General features: G+C 66.8%; 15 protein-coding genes. 11 read left to right on the top strand and 4 right to left on the bottom strand.

The genetic code is table 11. The features are described 5' to 3' along the window. Positions 1-10: 10 nt before the first annotated feature. Positions 11-862: an SDR family oxidoreductase gene (locus AC07UH_RS18790; RefSeq protein ID WP_495181715.1), complete on the bottom strand. Its 852-nt coding sequence runs from the start codon at positions 860-862 to the stop codon at positions 11-13. Positions 863-962: 100 nt separating this feature from the next. On the opposite strand from AC07UH_RS18790, the gene AC07UH_RS18785 reads away from it, so the two are divergent. Continuing rightward, positions 963-1,679 carry a TetR/AcrR family transcriptional regulator gene (locus AC07UH_RS18785; protein ID WP_495181714.1) on the top strand — a complete coding sequence of 239 codons (717 nt, stop codon included), beginning with the start codon at positions 963-965 and terminating at the stop codon, positions 1,677-1,679. A gap of 249 nt (positions 1,680-1,928) precedes the next feature. Here AC07UH_RS18785 and AC07UH_RS18780 read toward each other — a convergent pair whose 3' ends face one another. After that, a complete protein-coding gene (locus AC07UH_RS18780) occupies positions 1,929-2,930 on the bottom strand; it encodes an aspartyl protease family protein (protein ID WP_495189904.1) in 1,002 nt (333 codons plus the stop codon). A 128-nt stretch (positions 2,931-3,058) separates the two neighbouring features. Here AC07UH_RS18780 and AC07UH_RS18775 point away from each other — a divergent pair, with 128 nt between their 5' ends. The 8 genes from AC07UH_RS18775 to AC07UH_RS18740 all read left to right on the top strand — a co-directional run bounded on the left by AC07UH_RS18775 (position 3,059) and on the right by AC07UH_RS18740 (position 10,125). Further along, entirely contained in the window at positions 3,059-3,793 is a 735-nt protein-coding gene (locus AC07UH_RS18775; protein WP_495181712.1) for a response regulator, read from the top strand. Next, the gene (locus AC07UH_RS18770) at positions 3,790-5,142 is read left to right on the top strand and encodes an ATP-binding protein (RefSeq protein ID WP_495181711.1); all 1,353 of its coding nucleotides are present in this window, start codon (positions 3,790-3,792) and stop codon (positions 5,140-5,142) included. Before AC07UH_RS18775 ends, AC07UH_RS18770 begins: the two co-directional genes overlap by 4 nt. A 95-nt stretch (positions 5,143-5,237) precedes the next feature. Beyond that, complete coding sequence (locus tag AC07UH_RS18765) at positions 5,238-5,657, top strand: hypothetical protein (RefSeq protein WP_495181710.1); 420 nt, start codon at positions 5,238-5,240, stop codon at positions 5,655-5,657. A gap of 131 nt (positions 5,658-5,788) precedes the next feature. Then, the gene (locus AC07UH_RS18760; protein ID WP_495181709.1) at positions 5,789-6,271 is read left to right on the top strand and encodes a hypothetical protein; all 483 of its coding nucleotides are present in this window, start codon (positions 5,789-5,791) and stop codon (positions 6,269-6,271) included. A 96-nt stretch (positions 6,272-6,367) separates the two neighbouring features. Next, on the top strand, positions 6,368-7,513 hold the full coding sequence (locus AC07UH_RS18755; protein WP_495181708.1) for an AAA family ATPase: 1,146 nt from the start codon (positions 6,368-6,370) through the stop codon (positions 7,511-7,513). A 79-nt stretch (positions 7,514-7,592) separates the two neighbouring features. After that, positions 7,593-8,342, top strand: coding sequence for an SDR family NAD(P)-dependent oxidoreductase (locus tag AC07UH_RS18750; protein WP_495181707.1), 750 nt, complete (start codon positions 7,593-7,595; stop codon positions 8,340-8,342). A 115-nt stretch (positions 8,343-8,457) separates the two neighbouring features. Beyond that, positions 8,458-9,402 (top strand): DMT family transporter, encoded by a 945-nt coding sequence (locus tag AC07UH_RS18745; protein ID WP_495181706.1) that lies wholly within the window; start codon positions 8,458-8,460, stop codon positions 9,400-9,402. A 63-nt stretch (positions 9,403-9,465) separates the two neighbouring features. After that, positions 9,466-10,125 carry a response regulator transcription factor gene (locus AC07UH_RS18740; RefSeq protein WP_495181705.1) on the top strand — a complete coding sequence of 220 codons (660 nt, stop codon included), beginning with the start codon at positions 9,466-9,468 and terminating at the stop codon, positions 10,123-10,125. 217 nt (positions 10,126-10,342) lie between these two features. On the opposite strand, the gene AC07UH_RS18735 is transcribed toward AC07UH_RS18740, so the two are convergent. Both AC07UH_RS18735 and AC07UH_RS18730 read right to left on the bottom strand, forming a co-directional pair. Continuing rightward, positions 10,343-12,772 carry a TonB-dependent receptor gene (locus AC07UH_RS18735; RefSeq protein ID WP_495181704.1) on the bottom strand — a complete coding sequence of 810 codons (2,430 nt, stop codon included), beginning with the start codon at positions 12,770-12,772 and terminating at the stop codon, positions 10,343-10,345. 137 nt (positions 12,773-12,909) lie between these two features. Then, the gene (locus AC07UH_RS18730; RefSeq protein ID WP_495181703.1) at positions 12,910-14,022 is read right to left on the bottom strand and encodes a BPSS1187 family protein; all 1,113 of its coding nucleotides are present in this window, start codon (positions 14,020-14,022) and stop codon (positions 12,910-12,912) included. Positions 14,023-14,241: 219 nt separating this feature from the next. Between AC07UH_RS18730 and AC07UH_RS18725 the strand changes: the two genes are divergently transcribed. Together AC07UH_RS18725 and AC07UH_RS18720 are read left to right on the top strand one after the other, a co-directional pair. After that, positions 14,242-15,027, top strand: coding sequence for a TetR/AcrR family transcriptional regulator (locus AC07UH_RS18725; RefSeq protein WP_495181702.1), 786 nt, complete (start codon positions 14,242-14,244; stop codon positions 15,025-15,027). A gap of 569 nt (positions 15,028-15,596) precedes the next feature. After that, the gene (locus AC07UH_RS18720; protein ID WP_495181701.1) at positions 15,597-16,322 is read left to right on the top strand and encodes a hypothetical protein; all 726 of its coding nucleotides are present in this window, start codon (positions 15,597-15,599) and stop codon (positions 16,320-16,322) included. Positions 16,323-16,482: the final 160 nt, after the last annotated feature.

The following is a 16,482-nucleotide window of genomic DNA, read 5'->3' as shown; positions in this document are numbered from 1 at the left end:
TCGTCCGGACTTACCTCGCCATCAACATCTCGCGCATGGTCCTGGGGGACCGTCCGAGCAAGACTCCCAGCGCGGGGTCGGTCGCTGCGAAATCGCCCCGGCGCGCGGCGCGGAACGTGCCAAGCAGCATGTCAGCATACAGGGCCGGCATGCCGCCCGCGATCTTGGCATCGCGCCATTCCGCGTCGGTCACGGTGGTGTGGCGCACCTCGCGCCCGGTCGCTTCGGAGGCGATGACGGCCACTTCCGCCATGGTGACGGCGTCCGCTGCCGTCAGCGGCGGCGTCACGCCATCCCACATACCCTCGCTGGCGAGGATCGCCGCATCCGCCTCTGCGAGGTCATCCCGCGCCGTCCAGCTGATCGGGCCATCCTCGGGCGTGCGAAGCTCTCCGCTTCGCAATCCGTCGCCGATCATGTGGAGGCAGCTTTCGGCGTAGAAGCCGTGCCGCAGCGCCGTGTAGGCCGTGCCGCTCGCGGCAAGGTCGGCCTCGGTGCCGGCGTGCTGCTCGGCAGGCAGGAACGGCGAGTCCGCCCGCGCACCCATATGGCTGGTGTAGAGAATGCGGCGGGCGCCCGCTCCGCGAGCGGCCTCGATCGCGGCGCGGTGAAGGCGCAGCGCCTCGTCGCCCAGCTTGTCGGCCGACACGATCAGCACCTGGTCCGCGCCCCGGAACGCGGCCCCGAGGCTGTCCGGGGCGGCGAAGTCGCCGGCACGAAACTCGATGCCGCGATCGGCGAGCATCGCGGCCTTCCCGGGGGCGCGCGTCACGGCGACGATGCCGGCCGGCGACACCCGACCCAGAAGGCTTTCGATAATCGCTGACCCGAGCTGGCCGTTGGTGCCTGTTACGACGATCATGATATAGTCCTTATCGATGGAAAGGTCACATTGTTATCGATGATACATCAGTTTCGAAACCGGCGCTACGATTTCCGTGAGAGCGATGTTACTGTGAGGAATGACTGGTGATCCGGATCCGACGAAGCAGACGCAGGACATCCGCGCATGCGTGCTGGACGCGGCGTCCAGGCTGATCGCGGAAGGCGGCACGGCGGCGCTCACGACGCGGGCGGTGGCGGCCGCCGCGTCGGTTCAGCCCCCGACCCTGTATCGCCTGTTCGGGGAGAAGCGTGGTCTGCTGAACGCGGTGGCGGAGCATGGCCTGGCGGCCTTCGTCGCCCGCAAGGCATCGGCTGAGCCGCACCCCGATCCGGTGCAAGACCTGCGAAACGGCTGGGACGACTACGTCACCTTTGGTCTCGCCAACCCGGCCGTATTCGCTATCATGAACGAGATTGGGACGCCCGGACCGGCATCCCCGGCGGCGCTCGTCGGACTCGACATGCTGCGGGAGAAGGTCCGCCGGATCGCACGGGCTGGACGACTGTGTTTGCCTGTGGAAAGCGCCGTGGGGCTGGTTCATGCGGCCGGTGTCGGCACAGTCGCCACCCTTCTCGCGATGCCGAACGAAGAACGCGACCCGCAGTTGGCCGACTTGGCACGCGAAGCCGTATTGGCCGCGATCATTGCCGACACCGCCTTGCAGCAAGATCAGCTCGGTATCGCACCGCTCGCCATCTCGCTTGGTGCGCGCCTCGGCGACGCCAAGGCCATCACACCCGGGGAACGCCTGTTGCTCACCGAATTGCTGGATAAGCTCTCCCGCGCTGAGTGAGATATCCCATCCTGCGGTATACCGCGTCCGGTCGATCGCGATCCGTTCCATTACATCGACCGATCTTGCTCCATTCTCCCCCCAATACGCGGCGAGGATCGGGCTCGACCGCATGGGACCGCCGATGTCGCGCGCCTGCGCATGAGCGACACGTCCTGCAGACCGCGCACGGAGCATCCATTCCGGTGAGCAGCGTCGTTTCCTTGCAGGTTCAAGCGATCGCTTGCTCCGCGACGAAGCACGTCGACCTCAGTCGGACCGTATGGCGCCACCTCCGGAGCCGTTCGAACGAACGGCGATGTCCCGCCGCTCCTGATCGAACAGCACATCATAAGCGTAGAAGGGCAGTATTCCGCCCGTGAGCGAGACACTATTGCCCCGACCCTGGCGGAACGACGCCTTGCCCCCGTGCGCCTCGTCACCGATGCGAAACGACACCCCCACAACCCGCTCGTCATTGGCACCCGGCAGCGCCAGCCTCGCCGGCACGCCCGGCTGCCAGCCAGGCGGTCGCTCGGCGCCCCGGACGACCATTTCAGGCGCGCCCGTGTCCAGCAATGTCGGCCCGCAGAAGCGACGCGCGCCCGGTCGGGCGACCATCAGGCAACCCGCTACGGTTCCGGGCGTCCCCACCCCGGACCTGAGCGGGACGAACCCGCCCATATCACGCTCGTCCGGATTGAGGATCAAGGCGCCGCCACCACCGCCACGCGGCGGCAGGTGAACGATCCAGCGTTTGACCCCTAGGGCGATCAAGGGGTTCGGGATGTCGCCATCGTTGAGCCGCGTCCCCATGATGGCCTGGAACCCCTGGCCCGGCCGACCTGAGCCCATGAGCCCGTAGGCAGCCGGGGGCACGTTCGCGGCAGGGCAATTGCCGCCATTGACGCAGGACACCTCATCGATCGCCTGGACTGGCACCCGACCGCGGGCCGCGCCGATCGCCAGATCAATCGCCGCTCGATGGCCGTCAAGCTGAACACCGCCGCCGTAGCTGTAGCGGACCGACTGCGGCTCGGCCTCAATGCCAGCGCGTTTTGCCGCCCGGGGCAGAATGCGTAGTCCAACCGACCCCGTGTCCAATCCAGTTTCGATCGGTACGCCATTGACGATGATCGTGATTGCGTACCGTGGCGTTCCCAGAGGTCGGATCACGACCTCGCGAATAGGCAGGACGGAACGCGGCGCCTGCTGTGCTGCTGCCGGTGCCGTCACGGCGAGCGCGCAGGCGGCCATCGACCAGCGAGGCAAGCGACTTATCGGCAAAGATCTAAAATGAAGCATCGAACATCCTCATGACTGTTGATCGTTTGCCGCTTCGAGGTAACCGATCGGTGACGCGGTGCCGGCGGGCGTAACGTTTTGTCACAGGCCTTGCCTTGCGGGCGGCCGGCTGCCTTCATGATCGGATGCTTGACAAGCCCGTCATCGCCGTCTGCGAAGACGACGCCGATATCCGCGCGTTGCTCGCCGCTTATCTGAGCGCCAGCGACTTCCACGTCGAAACCGCCGGCGATGCCGTCGCGCTCGATGCCGTTCTGGCGCGAGCGCCCGTCTCGCTTGTCATCCTCGACTGGATGCTGCCGGGTGAGAACGGGCTGGAGATCTGCCGGCGCCTTCGCACGAGCGGTGGCCCGCCTATCATCATGCTGACCGCGCGTGACGAAGATGCCGACCGCGTCGCCGGGCTCGACGGTGGCGCGGACGACTACGTGTCCAAGCCATTCAATCCCCGCGTGCTGCTATCCCGCGTCAATGCGGTCCTGCGCCGGGGCGGCATGATCGGTACGCTCGAGACGCTCGTCATCGACGATCTCGCGATCGAGGTGGAGGCGCGGCGGGTGACGACCGCCTCCGGCGCCGAGGTAGTACTTACCGGCGCGGAGTTCGACCTCCTGCTGTGTCTCGCCCGCGCGCCCCAGCGCGTCCTGTCGCGCGACCATCTGCTTGATTTGACGCGCGGCAGGACCGCCGATGTGTTCGACCGCACGATCGACATGCAGGTCAGCCGGCTGCGCCGACGCCTGGAGGAGGCGGGCAGCGACGCGGCGAAACTGATCCGGACGGTGCGCAATGCCGGCTATATGCTTGCCGCTCCGGTTCGTCGCCGATGACGTGGCGCCTCGACCTGCTCGGGCGCTTGCTGTTGATCCTGCTCGGCAGCGTCCTGTTGCTCGCAGCCGGCAGCGTCACGCTGCTGGTGCTGCGGGAGGAGGCACGGGACGCGCCCGTGTCCTTCCCCCGAGTGCGTCAGGTCGGCGGCATCATCGACCTCCTGGCTCAGGCCAACGGGCGAGACCGTGCGGCGATCCTGCGCGCAGCCAACGGCGTCGACCTCACTGTCCGCCTTGCTGACGCGTTTCCGCCGATCGGGGCGTTGCGCCGGGCTCCGCGACTGGAGGCGGAGCTGCGCAGGTTCACCTACACGCCGACACCGGTGAGGGCCTTCGTCAGTCCCGACTTCAGCCCGAGGGACACAGGGGGGCGGGTCGAAGGTTTCCTGGCTTATGCCGTGGCGCGACTGCCGGACGGTCGATTCCTGACGCTGACCGCCAATGGTGGGCCCGACAAGGAGCGGCCACGGTTCCTGAAGTTGCCGGCGAGCCTGTGGATGGGCGCCCTGGCCGCGTTCGTCGCCCTGCTCGCACTTCTGCTGACGGCGCGCGAGACGCGCCCCTTGCGCGACCTCGCCCGCGCCACGAGGCGGTTCGACGGTACGGCCGTCACCGTCGAGACCGGGATCGACGGCGCGTCGGACATCCGCCGTACGGCGACCGCGGTCGCCGACATGCAGGCGAGGGTCGTCGACCTGCTTGGCGAACGTTCGCTCATGATCGGCGCGATCTCGCATGACCTGCGCACGCTCCTGACGCGCATGCGGCTGCGCGCGGCGACGCTGGACGAGGGTATCGTCCGCACCGGGCTTGAGACCGATCTCGACGGCATGGATGCGATGCTGGCGGATGCCTTGGCCTTCGCGCGCGGTACGAGTGCCAGCGTCCGCACTGCCATCGACCTGGCCGATATCGCGGCGGCCGAGGTCGCGGAGCGGGAAGCGCGGGACGGCGGAACGATCTTCACCGTCGACCTGCACGATGCTCCATGCCTGGGCGACGTCCACGCGCTTCGCCGCGTCATCGCCAATCTTCTGGACAATGCGGTCAAGTACGGACGCGGACGCGTCCACCTGTCGGTGTCCTCGATCGGAAAGCGGGTAAGGCTCGATGTCCAGGATGACGGGCCTGGTATTCCGCCCGGTCAACGGACCGCCGTCCTGGCGCCCTATCATCGCGGCGCCGACCCGCAGCAGCGCCGCCTTGCCGGATCGGGGCTGGGCCTCGCGATCGTCCAACAGATCATCCGCGCGCATGGCGGCACGGTCACCATCGCGGATTCGGATCTTGGAGGGGCAATGCTGACCGTGGAGATCGAGTGTCGGGACATCGCGGACGCGTGCGGATAAGCGCATCGAACGCGGGCCGCTCGCCGGTGACACGATGTTACATGAGGCCGCCGACGGTCATCGCCCCGATACATGCCACTGCCAAAAGCAGGCCCATGAGCAGAACATTCCTCACTCCGCTGTTCGCGTTCGCCGGGGCGATCGTGACACCTTCGGAACCCGCTGTTGCCGCGCGCGCATCCGTTCCGGTGCCTGTAGAACTCAGGGGCAAATGGGCCGCCAGCTACGATACGATCGTGGAGCCATGCCGCCCGCGCCATCCAGACGACGCCAAACGTTCGATGACCGCGGATCGAAACGGCTTTCGTTACTGGGAGGCGCGCGCGATGCCGACGAAGGTTCGACGGACATCCGCCAATGTCTTCGTGATCGATCTCGACGCTGCCGGTGAAGGCGAGCAGTGGCGCAAGCGCATGACCTTAACGCTTGCCGACAACGGCCGCAGGCTGGTTACCGACGACATCTACGCCGGCACTGGGACAGTGCGTCTTCACTACAGACGCTGCGGGTCGTAGCGTCCTGCCGTTCCACGCTCACGACGTCCTGTCCGATAGGGAAGGCGGCGGCATCGCCGGTCTTCCGAACGGCTCGACCGGCGGCAGCGACCTTTCGTTTCGCCAGTGAAAAGACACAAGGAGATCAGGTCATGATGAAGCTCGCGTTCCCCCTCGTCGCCGCCACGAGCGCGATCGCGGCCATGGCTGCGCCGGCCCGAGCCGGGTCGCCGGTCGCGGCCGTCACCCAGCTCTACGGGCACTGGCAGGTCGTCGGCGTGGCCGCGCCGGACGCGGGCGTTCAGGCGCTGTCGGCCGACGATCCGTCGTACATGGGCCGTCGCCTTACCTTCACGGCCGGGCAGCTGTCCTGGGACAAACCCGGGCAGAGTTCGACGGAAGCCCCATGCCGCCAGCCCAGGATCGCCGCCACCCCGCGCGACCCCGACCCGGATGCTCGGGCGATGGTCCGCAAGATAGGCGGCCCGGCCCTGCGCGCCTTCGCCGTGACCTGTACCGCGGGGCCCTGGGGTCCGAACGCCGCACCGACACCGACCATCCTCGCGCTGCGCGACGGGACGATCGCACTCTGGTGGTTCGACGGCGGCCTGCTGAAGCTGCGCCGCGTCGGATAGCGAGGCGACGATGCGCCATCCCGCAACCCTCGACACCGCGCTCATGCGTTGGTTCGATCACACCGATCGGCACGGCCGCCGGGAGGACGGCGCACCGTGATCTCGACCCTGGCGGTCTTCGGATACCGCTCGCTGCGCGACGTCAGGCTCGAGCTTGGCCGGCTCACCGTCGTCACCGGGGTGAATGGCAGCGGGAAATCCAGCCTCTATCGCTCGCTGCGGCTCCTCTCGGATGCGGCGCAGGGGCGCGTGGTGTCCTCGCTGGCGACCGAAGGTGGATTGACGTCCACGCTGTGGGCGGGACCAGAACGCTTCAGCAAGGCGATGCGCACAGGTGCCTCGCCTGTTCAAGGAACCGTCCGCAGCGACCCTATCCAGCTCCGGCTGGGCTTCTCCTCGGATGAGCTGGGCTACGCGATCGACCTCGGTCCATCAGGTCGGCGGCGGACACGTTTCACGCTGGACCCCGAAATAAAAGCCGAAGCAATATGGACCGGCGGAGTCCTCGACCGAGCGAGCATCATCGCGGAGCGTCGCGGCTCGCTCGTTCGCCTGCGCAGCGCCGCCACCGGTGCGTGGCGCGATGGTATCTCGAACCTGCCCCCCTCCGACAGCATGATGACCCATGGCGCCGATACGACCGACGGACTGGAGCTCCTGTCGCTCCGAGAGCGGATGCGGGCATGGCGCTTCTATGATGATCTGCGGACCGACCTGAACGCGCCGGCCAGACGCCCACAGGTAGGCACCTTCACGCCCGTTCTCGCCAACGACGGATCGAACGTCGCCGCCGCCCTCCAGACCATTTCCGAGATCGGCGATGCCGCCACGCTCGTGGATACGGTCGCCGATGCGTTCGACGGCGCCGGCCTTGCCGTGAACGATCGTTTCGAAGTCGAGATGAAGCAGCATGGTCTGCTTCGGCCGCTCGTCGCGTCGGAACTGTCCGAGGGCACGCTGCGCTACTTGTTGCTGACGGCCGCGCTGCTGTCACCGCGTCCCCCGGACCTGATGATCCTGAACGAACCCGAGGCGAGCCTCCACCCCGACCTGCTTGATCCGCTTGCGCGTCTCGTCGTCAAGGCTGCGGAAAGCTGTCAGATCGTCGTCGTGACGCACGCCGCCGGGCTGGTTTCGGCACTAGGGCGCTCGCCCGGCTGCGTGATGGTCGAACTTCGCAAGGAGTTGGGCGAGACGATAGGCGGTGCGAGCGTAGATAATTGGCGTTGGCCATCGCGATGAAGAGCTACTTTGTACGGCTTGCACCCGCGCGTGTACCCATCGCTGAACGGTGGGTGGCGTATTCAGCTAGGGAGTATCGATGATGAACCTCTCGGGGACCAACGTGCTTGTGACCGGTGCCTCCAAAGGCATCGGTGCCGGTATCGCGCAAGCATTTGCTGCGGCGGGCGCAGCCGTGGCGGTCAATTACGCTACCGATCGGGAGGGAGCCGAAGCGGTCGTCGCCGGCGTCGAGAGCAAAGGCGGCCAAGCCGTCGCGCTTGCGGGTGACATCGGCCTTCCAGGTGTTCCCGACCGGCTGATGGCCGCTGCCGTCGAGGCGCTGGGAGGGCGCGTCACGGTGTTGGTCAACAATGCCGGCGTCTATCGCACCGTATCCCTCACCGACGTCACGGCCGAGGAATACCGGCGCCACTTCGACGTGAACGTCTGGGGGCTGATCGCCTGCAGCCAGGCTTTCGCAAGGCAGATCGGTCCGGGGGGTGGCCGCATCATCAATATATCGTCCGTGGGGGTCAGGCTCGCCGCTCCTGGCGCCGTCGTCTATGCCGGCTCCAAGGGTGCAGTGGACACGATCACTCGGGTTCTCTCCAAGGAGCTCGCGCCCCAAGGCATCTGCGTCAACGCCATAAGCCCCGGCGTCGTCGCGACCGAGGGCAGTCACGCGGCCGGCGTCGTAGGAACGGACGTGGAGAGGAGCATCGCCGCCGCGACGCCGCTCGGTCGCCTGGGTCAGCCTGACGATATCGCGTCCGTCGCGGTCTTCCTGGCGTCCGAGGCATCGCGGTGGGTGACGGGCCAGATCCTCGAGGCGTCGGGCGGCCTGTGACGCACGTTCGAGGCTCGGCCAGTGCCGGCACCGTTCGAAGCGGGATCGGCGGCCTTGATTGCCCTCGCGTATCGAGACGCGATAGCACGGGCGCCCTGAACCAGAACGCGATCGCATGACGCTAACCACCCTCGCCCCCATTCTCTTCGTCCTGATCTGGTCCAGCGGCTTCGTGGTCGCGCGGGCGGTGGCTCCCCATGCGGCCCCCGAGCTAGTCCTGCTTGCACGCATGGCGCTCACCGCGCTCGCACTGGGTGTCGCGGCGCTGCTGCTTCGCCAGCGTCTGCCGCGTGGCCGGCGACTGGCGCTGCATCTCCTTGCCGGCGCGCTGCTCAACGGCATCTACCTTTGTACGAGCTGGTGGGCGATCGGGAAGGGCATGCCCGCAGGGATCATGGCCCTGCTCGGCGCGCTGCAGCCCCTCGTCGTCGCGGTTGCGGGTGCCCTGTTCCTGTCCGAGCGGCTGCCCTTTCGAGGCTGGGCGGGCCTCGGGGTCGGGTTGGCCGGCGTCGTACTCGTCCTTCTGCCGCTGTTAAGTAAGGGGATGGGCGTCGGCGTTTCTCCGGTCGTGGTCGCAGGCTCGATCTGCTCGATCGTCGCCATGGCCGCCGGCACCATGATCCAACGCGGCTCGCTCGCGCATGACGATCTATGCGTCGCGGGCGCCGTTCAGAATATCGGAGGCGCGGCCATCGCGCTGATCGCAACGGCGACCCAAGGCGACCTTCGATGGGACAACTCGCTCACGCTCTGGTTCGCCCTTGCTTGGTCGGTGCTGATGCTATCGGCGGCAGCCTTGTCGCTTCTTGTCTGGATGACACGTCATCAGGGCGCGACGAGGGTAAGCCTGTTGCTCCTGCTGGTGCCGCCCCTGGCGGCGGTGGAGGCACGCATCCTGTTCGGTGAGCACCTGACCGCGCTACAGCTTCTCGGCTTCGCGATCGCGCTCGCCGGCGTGCTTCTCGCGCGAACCGGAGCGAAGGTGGCGCCTGCGGCAGACAACGTTACGCTTCCGCGATCGGCTCGCGCAGAAGACGGACATCGCCCACGCGTGTTGTAACACTCTGTAGCGGCCCGGCTGTCGGTGGAAGACCTCGACATCGAACGCCGCTATCATTCAGGTATGTCGCTGCCGCCCGTCCCCAAGGCCCGGGTTCTCGTCGCCGACGACGATCCAGTGATCCGGTCGCTAATTCTGGATCAGCTCGCCGGTGCGCACCATCGAGTGCGCGGCGTCGGCAGTGTGGCCGAAGTCGAAGCCGCGCTGGCCGAGTGGCGGCCGAACGTCGTCGTCCTGGATCTCAACCTTCCGGACGGAGACGGGCTGAACCTTTGCCGCCGCCTTCGCGAGCAAGGGAGGGATGTCGCGATCATCATGGTCACTGCGCGAAGCGGCGCGGTGGACCGGGTACTCGGGCTGGAATTCGGTGCGTACGACTATCTGACGAAGCCGTTCGAACCGCGCGAGCTGATCGCGCGCGTCAACAATCTCGCGCGCCGCGCGGGTCAGGCGTCGGCGGCCGTATCGGTGGCGCGGATCGTGCGCTTCGGCCCGTGGCGGCTCGATCGTGTGCAGCGCCGGCTCATCGACACCGAGGGTGGCCTTGTGTTGCTGTCGGCCGCGGAGTTCCGGCTGCTGTCGCGCTTCATCAAGGCGCCGCAGCAAGTCCTGTCCCGCGAGGCCCTGCTGCCGGAGCGCAGCGAGACCGTCGCCTTCGATCGTTCGCTCGACATCCAGGTCAGCCGTCTGCGTCGCGCCGCTTCAACTTATCGCCTGAGGTGATCCGCCTAACCGTGCTGATGCACGTCCGCTTCACCCTGAGGGTGCTCGACCTGTCGAACCTGCTGTTCAAGCGTGGGATGGTCATCTGTGGTGAGATGGCGCCGCTGCGGTGGGATAGGCCTAATCCACTGTGCGGGTGCACGTTCGGCAGCAGCGGGTGGACCGGGTGCGTCGCTTCTATCACTGAAGCTGGCATTTGAACGAGGTGAACGGGAAGTCAGAAACGGTAGCTGACCGAGCCGCGCAGTGTCCGGGGTTCGCCAAGGACGCAGCGCAGCACGGTGGTGCCGTTTGCGCTGAGGCCGATGCCGTTGCCGTACTTGGTCACGCAATATCCCTTGCCGGTGAGGTTCTCGCCAAGGAACGCGATCTCGAAGCGATCGCCCGGCAGCGCGAGGCTGACGCGCGTGCCCAGCAGGGCATAGCCCTTCTGCACGCCCTGCCGGTTGCCGTCGCCGGCGATGCCGACATCGATATCGCTGTTGAAGCCCAGATGACCGTTGAGACCAACGCGGTATCCGCCGGTGAACAGATGGCTGTAGTCGGCGGTGACGGTTCCCTGCCAACGCGGCGAATAGGGCACCCGCCGTCCCGTCAGATCCTGCGTTCCCGTAAGTCCCGGCAGCGGCGGCGCGTTGCGGAAGTCGGTGTATCTGGAGTTGAGATACGTTCCCGTCACGCCGAGCGTCAGATCGCGTGCCGGCCGCCCGGACAGATCGAACTCCACGCCCTGCTGCCGGATCGAGCCGGCATTGCGGACGACGTAGAAGCTGCCATTGAAGCTGCGCAGCTGGAAATCGTCGATGTCCATGCGGAACACCGTCGCGTTCGCCGTCAACCGCCGGTCGAGGAACTGCGTCTTCGCGCCGACCTCGTAATTTTTGACGAACTCCGGATCGAAGTTGCGGTTGCTGCCGAGCGTGCTGGCCGAATTGGTGTCGAAGCCGCCGGATTTATACCCCGTCGAAACGGTCGCATACAGGAGCACATCGCTGAACGGCCGATATGTGGTGTTCGCCCGGTACGTGACCTTGCCGCCGTCATAGTTGAGCGTCGCGCGATCCGGCGCGATCAGCGAGGTGACCAATGGATTGGGCGCGGTATCAAGCAGGTCGCCGTCCTTGTCGTCGTGCGAATAGCGGATGCCACCGGTGATGTCCCATTGCGGCGTGATCTTGAAGGTCGCCTGTCCGTAGGCGGCATAGCTCTCCGTCACCTGGCTGAAGATCTGCCGCCCGGCCCCTTGCTGCGGACCCGCAAGGCACGCCGGAACGCGCGCAGGCGCCGTGTTGCGGATGTAGATGTTGCAATAATCCCGTCCGAAATTGATGATCGTATCAAAGGAATAATGCTCGCGGAAATAGTAGAGCCCGCCCACCGCGCTCAGGCGTGCTTCGGCCGGCGTCAGCAGTTGAAGCTCCTCGGAATGCGATTTGCTGCGATACTGCGCCTGGCGGCCGAACAGAAAGGCCTGGGTATAGGGGATATCGACTTCCGACTGCCGGTTGTTCCAGTCGCGATAGCCGCTGATGAGGCGCACGGTTGAGCCGCCCAGTTTGAGCGAGAGATCGCTGGAGACGCCACCCTGATTGTCCCGCAACCGGCCCTGACTGATCTGGCGCACCGAATAGTCGTAGGTCGCGTCGAGCCGGGGTATCAGACCGTTCAGCCGGTTGCTGAACAGGGTGGCGAAGGCCGGCGTCACGGTAGCGGCATCGACGGTGACGGGGCTCAATCCGTCGCCGCGTTGCTGCTGATAGTCGCCGCGCAACAGCCAGGTCAGCGCCGGCGTGATCTCCGCCCGCACCGCTCCGCGCAGGGAGAAGGTCGCATTGCGCCCGAACCGGCGACCGTCGAGCAGATTGTAGCCATATCCGTCATACTCGTCGTACAACGCTGCCAGCCGGGTCGACAGCCTGTCGTTCACGGGCAGGTTCACGACGCCCTTGGCGCGGAAGCGTCCGTAATTACCGCCCTCGACGGACGCGGCGCCTTCGAGTTCATTCGTCGGCTCGGTGGTATGGATGCTGAGCGCGCCTACCGACGCGTTGCGCCCGAACAAAGTGCCCTGCGGTCCGCGCAGGATCTCGACGCTGGACACATCGTTGAGGGCGGCGAGCAGCGGGCCCGGGCGAGGGATGTAGATGCCATCGACATACGCGCCGACGCTCGGCTCGATCGCTGCGTTACCCGGCGAGCCGATACCGCGCACCGACAATCGCGTATTGGCCGCCTGGGCCGAGCGGAACGCATTGAAGCCGGGAGCGACGCGGCCAAGGTCCTGCACCGAGACGATATTGTCTTTGACCAGAGTCGCGGCCGGCAAGGCGACCAGTGAGATCGGCACCCGCTGCGCGCTTTCGGAGCGCCGCTGGGCCGTGACGACGATATCGCCGTCGGCCGTCGCCGATGGATTGGACGCCGCGGTCTCGTCGCCGGTCGCCTGCGTCTGTGCGGTGACCGGCAGCGGATCGGTGCCCTGGGCGGCGTTGGTGCTGGTGGCGGATCGGGATTGCGGCGCGGCCGCAACCTGGCCGTCGATCCGCGTGGCACCTGTCGCGGCCGGCACGCCTTGAGCAACCGCGACCCCGGGCAGCACCGCCGCCACGCCGCCCAACAACGCCCACACCGTCTTGCGCCTCTGCATCATCCCCCCCTTGTTCCCTTCTGTTGATCGCCGATGCGACCTGTCCCTGCCCGCCCGGCCGTCGTTGCAGCCCAGCCTATGTCCCGAACCGCGCGCCAGCCGTCACCCGGGCGCCCGATTGCAAGCACGCCTCCTTGTCAGGGCAGTGCTCCGTAATCCCATACCGGCCGGAAGGAGGGCGTGCCGTCCGCCTCGCGCGGCATGGACGCATCTTCCAACATGCTGACGTGCGGATTGACGCCCGAGCGGGGAAGAAGCGCTGTTGTCAGCATATGCGAGCCGCCATAGCCGGGCTGTTGCCCATCGGTGCCGTGGACAGGCCCGAACGTCTGCAATCCGATCGCATGCCAGCTGGCCAGCGCGATCGGGAGGGCAACGACGTAGTCGGCCAGATGCGTGAAGCCGTATTGCCGCGCGACCGGCGTCACGTTCGGCCGGAACAGCCACGGCGCCGGCTGGCCGAGGGCGGTGATGTCCGCCACGCCGGAGATCATCAGCGATCGCAGGAAAAGGTGGCGCTTCGCCATATAGGCCACGTGGCCGGCGCCTTGCGAGTGACCGACTAGGCTGATCGAGGGCCAGTTCACGTCGCCGGCGGCAAGGAACGCTCCCCAACCTTCGTCGGGATAGGTGGCTGCCAGATAGGCAAGCAGCTTGCGCAGCCGGGGTTCGAGCCCGTTTGCCGAGCCGACGGTGACGAGCGGCGTCAGGTCAACGCCGGTAAGAACCTCCTCGCGCACCTTGGCCGAGCATTCGTCGTCCAAGGAGGCGAGGCACAGCATCCCGACCGCATCATAGTTCGGATAGGCGATGGCGATCGCGTGATAGCCGCGGCGCGCACCTGCCTTGACGATCTCCTGGGTCAACGTCTCCGAGCTGTTGGTGCCGCTGACGAACAGCATCAGACGGCCCTTCCGCTGGGCTGGATCGGACGGCACCAGCACCAGATGCTTGTTGGGCACGTTGGTGTGTGCATTCGGCTGCTGCACCGCCGCAGGATCGACGATATTCACGGCGATGTCGTGCCGGATCGGCGCTGCGTCAGCGGCCACGAGAGACGTGGCCCGCGCTTCGCTGCTGATGGGGGCGATAGCAGAACGGGAGGCGGGAGGCGCCGGCCCGGTCCTCACGACGGAGACGACGTTGTCGTCACCAGGCTTGCCGGAGCTCGTTCCGGTAGACACCGCCGCCATGGCAGCGGCCGCGCCGGCCACGGCACCAGCCACGGAAAACAGATGACGCCTCGCCATTGCAATCGCCTCCTCTCGCTTGTGCCTTCACCTGCTGGAATCGCGGACCCGGACAAGTTTCCGCGCAGACGGCGTGGCATCTATTGCGTGAAGCTGATCCGTCGCTTTCCGCTTGTCAATTTATATCTTTCTGGGAAAAGATGTGCTTCCGGGTAGCGACGGCAGCGTCGGCACGTGTACGGCTCCTGCCTGATGGTAAGGGTTCGGAACAGGCTTCGCATGAGCCAGGAGGATGGATCGGTTCGCATGGAGGCGCCCTCGCAGGACTCTTTCGATATTGGTCGCCGGCGGCAGGCCGATCGCCGCCGTGAATCGATGGCGCTGATCCTAGACAACGCCGAGGCCGAGTTTGCGCGCAGGGGATATGACGGCACCACGTTGTCCGCCGTGGCAAAGCTGGCGGGGACCGATACGGCGCTGATGCGCTATTACTTCGGCGACAAGGAGAAACTGTTCGTCGCGGTGGTGAAGCGCCGCGCTCCTGCCTCCAACCGGCTGCGGCTGCGCGCCATGGCGGCCTACCGCGAATCGGCAGGGGATGACATGACGCTGGAAGGCATTGTCGACGCCTTCACGCGGCCCTCTTTCGAACTGTGCGTAAACGACCAGGGCTGGCGCAATTACGGGGCGATCATCACCTTCGTCAACAGCTCCAAAGGATGGCTCCATTCGCTCATGTCGGAGGCGTTCGACGAGGTTTCACGCGAACTGATTGCGGACATGCGCATCGTCATGCCGCACGCGCGCGACGATGACCTGTATTGGGCATATCATTTCCTGACGGGTTCCTACACCTTTTCTCTCGGGCAGACCGAGCGGATCGACTGGATCTCCGCGGGCTGCGTTTCCTCGGGCGATTTCGCCGCCATCGCAAGGCGCCTTCCGATCGTTCTCGCCGCCGGCATCCGGGCGATGTGCGAACAGGGCCCGGATCTGGACGAGCGACCGTTCGACCCCTTGCCGGCCAACGCGCTGGTGGAGGAAATCCTTGAGGAGCCCGTCTGAGGTGCAGACATGATGCCGCCTTCCCGTCGCAACGTGCTCGCGGCTGCGGGTGCAATGGTCGGCGTCGCGCCGGCAATGGCCCGTGCGGGCGGGGACAGCCGCCTGGCAAGTGTCGAGGCCGACTTGCGTCGGTATGCCGGCCTGGGCAACAAGGCCTCGGGCGGCCCCGCCGACGAGACATGCGGCCTCTGGCTGGAGGGCGAGTTGCGGCAGGCGGGCTTCGCGACGCGGCGCACGCCGTTCACGGCTCCGTTCTTCGACGTGACTGTCGCATCGCTCAGTGTCGGCGCCACTCGCGTGGCCGTCCGGCCGCAGGCGATCGTGATCCCGACCGCCGCCGACGGCTTCAGCGGTCCGCTGGTGCGGGTGGCACCCGGCGTCGTGCCGCCTTTCCTTGCCGGCGCGATCGCGCTTGTCGACCTGCCCTACAACCGCTGGTCAAGCGCGCTGGCCAAGCCAATCCGCGACACGCTTGCTGCCGCCTTTGCGGCAGGTGCCGGTGCGGCCGTCCTTCTCACCAACGGTCCTACCGGCCAGGCACCGCCCTCAATGCGGATGGCAAGCGGCCGATGTTCGACAGGCCCGTGGCGGTCCTGGCACCCAGCGATGCCGCGCCCTTCCTCGTCGCTGCGACCACGCGTGCATCCGCGACATTGGTCGTTAACGGACGCGGCGGCCGGCGCCCTGCCTTCAACATGCTCGGATCGCTCGACCGTGGCAAGAACCGGTGGCTGGTCGTCTCCACGCCGCGTTCCGGCTGGACCGATTGCGCCGGCGAGCGGGGCGGCGGCGTCGCCGCATGGCTCGCGCTCGCCCGCTGGGCACCGGCCGCGCTGCCCCGGATGAACCTCGCGTTCCTCTGCAACAGCGGCCATGAATATGAGTATCTCGGCGCCGAACATTCGCTGGCGGACACGCTGCCGGCGCCGTCCGTCACCGCGATGTGGCTGCACTTGGGTGCCAACGTGGCGGCGCGGGACTGGCAGGAACTGACGGGCACGCTGCTCCCTCTGCCCGGCAGCGACTCGCAGCGGTATCTCGTCACGAGCCCGGCGTTGGTCGGACGAGCGGCTCGCGCGTTCGCCGGGCAGCCCGGGCTGGAAGCGCCGAAGGCTACTGGCTCCTTTACGGCCGGCGAACTGTCGAACGTCATCGCCGCCGGCTACCAGAGCGCTCTGGGGATTTTCGGCGCGCACCGCTTCCACCATGCCGACGGGGACACGTCGGCGTGCATCGATGCTGGCGGCACGGATCGCGTCATCGCCGCCATCCAGCAGATCATTGCCAGCATTTAGCTGATCAGGCTAACTGACCGCCCTCGCGCCTTGCACGCCGATGACGGACGTATGTGGCAGCGGCGCAGATGGAGCCGGGTTAGCGGGCTTCCTTCGCACTCTCCTGGTCGCAGAAGATCTGGCAATCTGCGGCACTGAAGCGGCCCATGCTGCTCCAGCG

This window comes from Sphingomonas sp. GW821-FHT04B01, from assembly GCF_059420425.1.
Note: the sequence above shows the minus strand (reverse complement) of the source record. Positions and strands in the feature narration are given on the sequence as shown.

Excerpts from the sequence above, each read along its gene's own strand:
- AC07UH_RS18790 (WP_495181715.1), bottom strand. The coding sequence starts at position 862 with ATGATCGTCGTAACAGGCACCAACGGCCAGCTCGGGTCAGCGATTATC.
- AC07UH_RS18765 (WP_495181710.1), top strand. The coding sequence starts at position 5,238 with ATGAGCAGAACATTCCTCACTCCGCTGTTCGCGTTCGCCGGGGCGATC.
- AC07UH_RS18760 (WP_495181709.1), top strand. The coding sequence starts at position 5,789 with ATGATGAAGCTCGCGTTCCCCCTCGTCGCCGCCACGAGCGCGATCGCG.
- AC07UH_RS18735 (WP_495181704.1), bottom strand. The coding sequence starts at position 12,772 with ATGCAGAGGCGCAAGACGGTGTGGGCGTTGTTGGGCGGCGTGGCGGCG.
- AC07UH_RS18730 (WP_495181703.1), bottom strand. The coding sequence starts at position 14,022 with ATGGCGAGGCGTCATCTGTTTTCCGTGGCTGGTGCCGTGGCCGGCGCG.
- AC07UH_RS18745 (WP_495181706.1), top strand. The coding sequence starts at position 8,458 with ATGACGCTAACCACCCTCGCCCCCATTCTCTTCGTCCTGATCTGGTCC.
- AC07UH_RS18750 (WP_495181707.1), top strand. The coding sequence starts at position 7,593 with ATGATGAACCTCTCGGGGACCAACGTGCTTGTGACCGGTGCCTCCAAA.
- AC07UH_RS18770 (WP_495181711.1), top strand. The coding sequence starts at position 3,790 with ATGACGTGGCGCCTCGACCTGCTCGGGCGCTTGCTGTTGATCCTGCTC.
- AC07UH_RS18740 (WP_495181705.1), top strand. The coding sequence starts at position 9,466 with ATGTCGCTGCCGCCCGTCCCCAAGGCCCGGGTTCTCGTCGCCGACGAC.
- AC07UH_RS18725 (WP_495181702.1), top strand. The coding sequence starts at position 14,242 with ATGAGCCAGGAGGATGGATCGGTTCGCATGGAGGCGCCCTCGCAGGAC.
- AC07UH_RS18720 (WP_495181701.1), top strand. The coding sequence starts at position 15,597 with ATGTTCGACAGGCCCGTGGCGGTCCTGGCACCCAGCGATGCCGCGCCC.
- AC07UH_RS18785 (WP_495181714.1), top strand. The coding sequence starts at position 963 with ATGACTGGTGATCCGGATCCGACGAAGCAGACGCAGGACATCCGCGCA.